Origin of the sequence: Klebsiella sp. K47, from assembly GCF_051858335.1 — a bacterium.
Classification (GTDB): Bacteria; Pseudomonadota; Gammaproteobacteria; order Enterobacterales; family Enterobacteriaceae; genus Klebsiella; species Klebsiella pneumoniae.
This window is the reverse complement of sequence record NZ_JBPYUI010000230.1, coordinates 1-238: the sequence shown is the minus strand read 5'-3', so window position 1 is coordinate 238 and position 238 is coordinate 1. Positions and strand designations below refer to the sequence as shown.

The 238-nt window shown below is 38.7% G+C and carries 1 protein-coding gene; it reads left to right on the top strand.

Translation table 11 applies throughout. The features are described 5' to 3' along the window. A partial coding sequence (locus tag RRF55_RS27820; protein WP_439419272.1) for a GNVR domain-containing protein occupies nucleotides 1-238 on the top strand: 238 nt, incomplete at both ends.

The following is a 238-nucleotide window of genomic DNA, read 5'->3' as shown; positions in this document are numbered from 1 at the left end:
AGCTCAAAATTGCAAATGCTGGGGAAATTGGTAATGTCCGTATCATCGATACAGCTGTTGAACCTGAACGACCAATCAAACCTAAAAAATTAATCATTTTGATTTTATCATTATTTGTAGGTGGTTTTATTGGTGTATTAATTGCACTTGTTCGCAACATGATGCGTTCAGGGATCAAAGACTCCACTCAAATCGAAAATGAGTTGGATCTGCCCGTGTATGCAACGGTTCCTCGTTC